Annotated in this window: 4 protein-coding genes; 2 read left to right on the top strand and 2 right to left on the bottom strand. The window is 57.7% G+C overall.

Going from position 1 to position 3769, the window contains the following annotated elements:
- The first annotated feature begins 1409 nt into the window (after nucleotides 1-1409).
- A complete protein-coding gene (locus QOC89_RS22390) occupies nucleotides 1410-1613 on the top strand; it encodes a cold-shock protein (RefSeq protein WP_323047015.1) in 204 nt (67 codons plus the stop codon).
- Between the two features lie 167 nt (nucleotides 1614-1780).
- Nucleotides 1781-2311, top strand: coding sequence for a phasin family protein (locus QOC89_RS22385; RefSeq protein ID WP_323047014.1), 531 nt, complete (start codon nucleotides 1781-1783; stop codon nucleotides 2309-2311).
- Nucleotides 2312-2749: 438 nt separating this feature from the next.
- Here the strand turns inward: QOC89_RS22385 and QOC89_RS22380 are convergent, their stop codons facing one another.
- Nucleotides 2750-3244: a hypothetical protein gene (locus QOC89_RS22380; protein ID WP_323047013.1), complete on the bottom strand. Its 495-nt coding sequence runs from the start codon at nucleotides 3242-3244 to the stop codon at nucleotides 2750-2752.
- 204 nt (nucleotides 3245-3448) lie between these two features.
- A partial coding sequence (locus tag QOC89_RS22375) for a hypothetical protein (RefSeq protein ID WP_323047012.1) occupies nucleotides 3449-3769 on the bottom strand: 321 nt, incomplete at its 5' end.

The following is a 3769-nucleotide window of genomic DNA, read 5'->3' as shown; positions in this document are numbered from 1 at the left end:
CCGCAAACTCGTTCGGTGCGGCAGGCTCTCTTGCCGTGCTAATGATGTGGCTATACTTTTCAGCCATCGTTTTCTTGTTCGGCTCCGAGATTGCCGCATCCATCAGGGAGGCGTCCCAGGTAAGGGGTGAAAATCCGTCTGGCCGTTCCCCGCCGAAGCACAGCGCAGCCATGTGAATTCACGCCGGTCGCAACTAGCGTGATGCCGCGTGCAGCGTCCTTTTATAACCACGAGTGCGAAGGCCGAACGACGGGAGCTTGCGGAGCTGCGCCATAGGTTGCTAGTGTCGAACCGCAGCGGCGCCCTCACTGTTTCGGCGCGAATGACGGTTTGCCGCTAAAACAGCTTGGTGACGCAGTTATCGAGCAACGTGCGAAAGGTGCCGTGCCGACGCTTGGCAAGAAGGCGAGCCACGACACGGAGTCGCGAGGGTGATGGCCTGCGGCACCAGCTCCGGATGCTTCTTCGTAGTTCGCGCGCGTACGCTCCGCCGAGGCTCCAGCCGATTAACGAAACGGGGCGACTATTCCTGCTATATAGCTGCAGCAAGCGGCGTTTCAGGGCTCCGTGTCTTAGGTACGAACAACCTCAGCTACAAAGCAACACAAGCACTAAAAATCAAACTTCGAAACCCTTTCCATCGACAGTAGAGGCTCGATACGTCATATGTAAACGCGACCGTATTTTGAGCGATGGAGATTGCGCATTGACGGGTTAACCCGGTTTATGGGGGACCGTGTTTCCTGTATCTTTTTCACTAAATTTAGCAAACCGTACTAAACATCTGACTAATAGCATCGTGACTGAGAGCTGGACGCACCGTGTGCAGCGTGCCGTTTGTCAGAAAAACTATATGTGAGGGAGAGAACGCAGTGAACGTTGCCACCAACGCAAGCGCCTGGACGAGTCCCTACACGCCTCAAAACCTTGACCCTGCAGTTACGCATCTTGAGCGGGTCCTATGCACAGAAGGTGCAGATTCGTTGTTCGCCCAGACCTACTGGCGCGCTCGGGTTCTTCAAGCGTATGCGACGCCCGGACTCTTGCAACGACAACGGGAACGGCTACAGCGGTTGCTCGACCGTCTCGCCAGCGCTCCCGCAGACTCGAGGCGTCGAATGCAGACTGCCTGAGACTGGTCCCGCCACCTGTCGGGCATCTGACGGGCACAGGCTTGGAACGGCTGACTGGCGCACACAAGCAGATGGCGCAGATGCCTGCCCTTCGCGCTCCATCGAAGCAGGCTTGCAACCGAACAACCATTCGCAGGCCAGACACTGCTTGTTTTCCGGGAAGCGGTAACGTTCTTCTCCCCAGGCGTCCGCGCGTGCAACAGCGCCTTCAGCGACACTTTTGAAGTTTTTTACGGCGGGTCAATGACTCTTTTTTAACTTCCTTGGAATCAGATGATGCAGACGGGCACAGTGAAGTGGTTCAACGACGCAAAGGGCTTCGGTTTCATCGCGCCGGACGATGGTGGCGAAGACCTGTTTGCCCATTTTTCCGAAGTGAAGTCGGACGGCTTCAAGTCTCTTAGCGATGGGCAAAAGGTCAGCTTCGAGGTCAAGCTCGGACCAAAGGGTAAGCAGGCCGCAAATATCCAGCCGCTCTGAGAACGTGCCGGTTTCATGCCGCACGCAGCGTGCGGCATGAGACCCCACGCGCTACGACAAGATTCGCTTCTCGCGTCAAGGCACACTATTCCAGCCGACGGGCGGGACGCGACTCAGCACCGGCCGAATCAATCGAAGTGCCTCTATTTACACAGGAGTCTAAACCGATGAACACGCAAGTTCCCGAGCAGGTAGCTGCTGCACACAAGGTCGGCCTTGAGGCCCTTTACGGATTTCTTAATACTGGTCTTGAGGCTTACGAAAAGCTCGTCGCATTGAACCTGCAGGCGGCCAAAGCTTCGATTCTGGAGAACGAGGCTGTCGCGTCAGAGGCCCTTGCTCTTTCCGCCAGGGACCCTCAATCATTCTTCGAACTGCAATCCCGGCAGTCGCAAGCAACCACCAGGAAGGTGCAAGCCTATTGGCAACATGTGAATGAAATTGCCACAGAGGCGCAACATCAACTGCTCGCGTCAACTGAAAAGCTGGCCAGCGGGTACGTTCGCGAGACTCAGGTAATTATCGATAACCTGGCGAAAAACCCACCGGCGCAAAACGACGTGATTACCGCTTTCTGGTCGAAGGGGTTCGGGGCAATGTGGGACGCAGGTAAAGCACTGAATCAGCAGGCCACGGCTGCGGCGAAGGAGACTGTGGAACTCATCGACAAAGCAAGCAAGCCGGTGTCCAAGGTTTGAACCGCCATGCAATCCTCACATTTTCTGACAGGACCGCAGTCATGGTCCTTTCTCTAGACGGTCCACTCGATGGGGCACCTTGGGGATTGCAGCCCGAACAAAAGTAGCTGAGCTGATTCTCAGACGAGGAAGCTGAAACGCAGATGCATCCCAATCAGGTCTGCGCCTCAACTTTGCACAGCGGTGCTTTCGGCCAGAGAGCCACCTCTCGCAGGAGCCTTGTCTGGCGGATTCTTTTAATGCAGGCGGATGGCCATCTAGTGTCATGCTGAGAAATGTGCACGGGCACAAAAGTCCAACAGCATCCTATTCGGCGACAGTAATTTATTGGCCCCGAGCGTTGCATGTTACGCGAGGCCGTTGGCAACCTCCGGCCGGTTCGCCCGCGGTTCAAGCTGTTGGGGTAGGGTTGAACACGAGCGCAATTCTTTCTGGCGCTCAATGCGAACGCCCGTGACCTCCGCCGCCGCCCCAGTAATGGCCGCCGCCCATACCATGCCCCGGGTATCCGTGCCCACCCCAGCCGCCATGACCGCCCCAACCGCCCCGATATCCATGGCCCCAGTAGCCGTGCCGGCCCCCGCCGTAACAGCATCCGCCCCAATAGCCGAAGCTCAGTGACACCGATGGTCCCCACCACGCGGGCCAGCCGTAGTACGGATACGCGACGGGGTAATACGCAGGCCCGACGAAGACGGGCGCGGCGGGTGCGATATAGGTGTTCGTCGATGCAGTTACATCTGACGCCGCCGCACCGGTCGCGGCTGCGTCGGTCATTGAGAAAGGGTATTGCTGCTGCGGCGCTGCCGTCGGCACTTCGCCGTAGGGAACGTAGCCGTACGGCACGTAGTAGTAGCAACTGGACAAAGCTGCGGACAGGACCACCACCGCAACGCCGCCGCCCACGCGCGACGTTGCATCCAGTGTTTTCATCACGTGCTCCCAAGTCTGATGCGACGCTACATGCGGCGCGCCTTTGATACAGTTAGCTTCCCTCAGCAAACGGAATGCCTGTGCGTCTCGCGGTTCAAGGACATTACGCATCACGTTGCGGCCGCCGGGAACGGTCGCGAAACGTCAGCCTTTCATCAGTAGTCGTTGGGGCGGGGCACACACTGGGGAAACGGTGCTTGTTCCTCAATTCGTCAGCGGAGGGCTCTGGCTGTGGCGCCAGGTAATTTCGATGTTTGCCAGGGATTCTACTGGAAGGTACTGTGGCGTTTGCCGCGCTGTCCGGGACGTGTGGTCGGCGCGCCCGCCTCTTTTGAATTGCGGATTACTTGCAGCGGAAACACCGAACTCAGAAGTTCGTCGATGGGCTTTCCCAATCGCTTCTTCTTCCGTCCCTGCTGCCTGATTCCGGTTCGTAATTACACCATTTTTATCGCGCACGAAGATGATGTCGTGTGCACAGCTCCAGCAGCCGTGCCTGCGCGCGCTGCGTCTTCTCAACGCGGC

Origin of the sequence: Paraburkholderia sp., from assembly GCF_034668105.1 — a bacterium.
Lineage (GTDB): Bacteria > Pseudomonadota > Gammaproteobacteria > Burkholderiales > Burkholderiaceae > Paraburkholderia.
The sequence above is the reverse complement of the archived record's forward strand: the minus strand, read 5'-3'. Positions and strand labels throughout refer to the sequence as shown.

Bases quoted from the DNA above. Each gene is read 5' to 3' on its own strand.
- QOC89_RS22380 (WP_323047013.1), bottom strand. From the start codon at position 3,244: ATGAAAACACTGGATGCAACGTCGCGCGTGGGCGGCGGCGTTGCGGTG.
- QOC89_RS22390 (WP_323047015.1), top strand. From the start codon at position 1,410: ATGCAGACGGGCACAGTGAAGTGGTTCAACGACGCAAAGGGCTTCGGT.
- QOC89_RS22385 (WP_323047014.1), top strand. From the start codon at position 1,781: ATGAACACGCAAGTTCCCGAGCAGGTAGCTGCTGCACACAAGGTCGGC.